We start from the raw sequence: 2,761 nt of genomic DNA on the forward strand, positions 1-2,761 counted from the left end.
ACGCCGAAGCCCACCGACGCGCAGATCGACGAGGCCATGAGCGGCAATCTCTGCCGCTGCGGCACCTATCCGCGCATCCGCGCGGCGATCCATCAGGCCGCCGGCCAACCCGCCGCCAACACGGGAGACCGCCTGTGATCCACGATGCCAAGCTGATGGCCGAGCTCGCGGCCGAGACCCCGAAGGATCAGGTTCCCGCTTCCCTGTCCAACGTCAGCCGACGCGCGATCCTCGGCGGCCTGGGCGCCTTCGTGCTCGCCCTGTCGCTCCGCGACCGGGCCCGGGCCGAGGAGGTCAAGGCGGAAGCGCCGAAGTTCGGCGCCGACGGCATGCCGCATGGCTGGCGCGACGACCCGGCGATCTTCGTCGCGATCGCGCCCGACGGCACCGTGACGGTGACGAACCACCGCTCCGAGATGGGCCAGGGCGTGCGCACCTCGATCGCGCTCGTCGTGGCGGACGAGCTCGAGGCCGACTGGTCGAAGGTCAAGGTCGTGCAGGCCTGGGGTGACGAGGAGCGCTTCGGCAACCAGGACACCGACGGCTCGCGCTCGCTGCGCCACTTCTTCCAGCACTTCCGCCACGCGGGCGCCGCCGCGCGGCTGATGCTGCGGCAGGCAGCCGCAGAGCAATGGGGCGTGCCGGTCGCCGAGGTGACGGCCGAGAACCACGTCCTCACCCATGCCAGGTCGAGGCGCCGGCTCGGCTACGGCGAGGTCGCGGCCGCCGCGGCCGGGCTGCCGGTACCGGCCCGCGAGAGCGTGGAGGTGAAGGACCCGAAAGCCTTCCGCTACATCGGCAAGGGCCGGATTGGGCTCATCGACAACCGCGACATCACGACCGGCCGGGCGATCTACGGCCTCGACACCAAGCTCGACGGGATGCTCTACGCGCTCGTCGCCCGCCCGCCCGTCTACGGCGGCAGGGTCGTGAGCTACGACGACGCCGAGGCCAGGAAGGTCCCGGGCGTCGTGAAGATCGTCGAGATCGAGGGCGGCGAGATCCCCTCCGAGTTCATGCCGCTCGGCGGCGTGGCTGTCGTGGCCAGGAACACCTGGGCCGCCATGAAGGGCCGCGACGCCCTCAAGATCACCTGGGACGACGGCCCGAACGCCCAGTACGACACCGCCGCCTTCCGCCAGGAACTGGAGAAGGCGGCGCGCGCGCCCGGCAAGGTCGTTCGCAACCAGGGCGATGTCGACGGCGCGATGGCGAGGGCCAGGAAGCGCGTCACGGCCGAGTACTTCGTGCCCCACCTCGTCCAGGCGCCGATGGAGCCGCCCGCCGCGGTGGCCCGGGTGGCGGACGGCGCCTGCGAGGCCTGGGCCTGCACGCAGGGGCCGCAGGCCGCCCATGACCGCCTCGTCAAGGCGCTCAAGCTCCCGGCCGACAAGGTGAAGGTGAACGTGACCCTGCTCGGCGGCGGCTTCGGCCGCAAGTCGAAGCCCGACTACGTGGTCGAGGCCGCGCTCTGCAGCCAGGCCGTCGGAGGCGCCCCGGTCAAGCTGACCTGGACCCGCGAGGACGATATCCACCACGGCTACTACCACACCATCTCGGTGGAGCACCTGGAGGCCGGCCTCGACGAGAAGGGCATGCCGGTGGCCTGGCTCCACCGCTCGACGGCGCCCACGATCGGCTCGATCTTCGCCCCGGACCCGAAGCACGAGCTACCCTTCGAGCTCGGCATGGGCCTCGTCAACACGCCCTTCAACCTGCCCAACATCCGGCTGGAAAACCCGGAGGCCGCAGCCCACGTGCGCATCGGCTGGTTCCGCTCGGTCTCGAACATCCCGCACGCCTTCGCGATCCAGTCCTTCGTGGCCGAGCTCGCGCACGCGGCGGGCCGCGACCCGAAGGACTACCTGCTTGACCTGATCGGGCCGGCCCGGACGATCGATCCGACCTCGATCGGCGACGTCTGGAACCACGGCGAGGATCCGAAGCTCTACCCCATCGATACCGGCCGCCTGCGCCGGGTGATCGATACGACGGCCAAGGCCATCGGCTGGGGCCGCAAGATGGAGAAGGGCCGTGGCCTCGGCATCGCCGGGCACTACAGCTTCGTCACCTACACGTCGGTCGCGGCCGAGGTCGAGGTGAGCGACAAGGGCCAAGTCTCGGTGAAGACGGTCCACATCGCCATCGATTGCGGGCCGCAGGTCAATCCCGAGCGCGTCCGCTCGCAGATGGAGGGCGCGGTGGTGATGGGGATGGGCCTCGCCCTCACCTCCGAGATCACCTTCAAGGAGGGCCGCGCGCAGCAGAACAACTTCGACGGCTACGAGATCATCCGGATCGACGCCGCCCCGGAGGTTCACGTCCACCTCATCCCGAACCCGGACTATCGGGCGCCGCTCGGCGGCGTCGGCGAGCCGGGCGTGCCGCCCGTGGCGCCGGCCATCGCCAACGCGGTCTTCGCGGCCACGGGGCGGCGGGTCCGCCAGCTGCCGATCCGCGACCAGCTGAGCGCCTGACGCCGAGATCTCCCCGCCCCGCGAAGGGGCGGGGAGATCCGCTTCCGGGATCGCCGGTCCTCCGAGACGCGTTCCCTCCCCCACATTGAGGATGTCTGCACCATGATGCGTCCCGTCCGGCCGTTCGCCGCCTGCCTCGCCGTCGCGCTCGCCTCCGCGGTCCCGCCCGGGGCGGCACTGGCCTCCGCGTGCGGCGACCGGATCGCCGCCCTCGACAAGCGCGTGACGGACGAGGCCCGGGAAGCCATCTCGGCCTCGACCAGCGGCAAGGCGACCGCGGCCGC

Annotated in this window: 2 protein-coding genes and 1 pseudogene; all 3 read left to right on the top strand. The window is 71.3% G+C overall.

Annotated features, from left to right (window positions below):
• On the top strand, positions 1-138 hold a 138-nt coding region (locus tag WDW90_RS36125), incomplete at its 5' end, for a 2Fe-2S iron-sulfur cluster-binding protein (RefSeq protein ID WP_336492558.1).
• Positions 135-2,477 (top strand): xanthine dehydrogenase family protein molybdopterin-binding subunit, encoded by a 2,343-nt coding sequence (locus WDW90_RS36130; RefSeq protein ID WP_336492557.1) that lies wholly within the window; start codon positions 135-137, stop codon positions 2,475-2,477. The genes WDW90_RS36125 and WDW90_RS36130, both read left to right, overlap by 4 nt.
• 102 nt (positions 2,478-2,579) lie before the next feature.
• Positions 2,580-2,761, top strand: a pseudogene (locus WDW90_RS36135) (hypothetical protein); the annotation flags it as partial.

The organism is Methylobacterium nigriterrae (genome assembly GCF_037106235.1).
GTDB lineage: Bacteria > Pseudomonadota > Alphaproteobacteria > Rhizobiales > Beijerinckiaceae > Methylobacterium > Methylobacterium nigriterrae.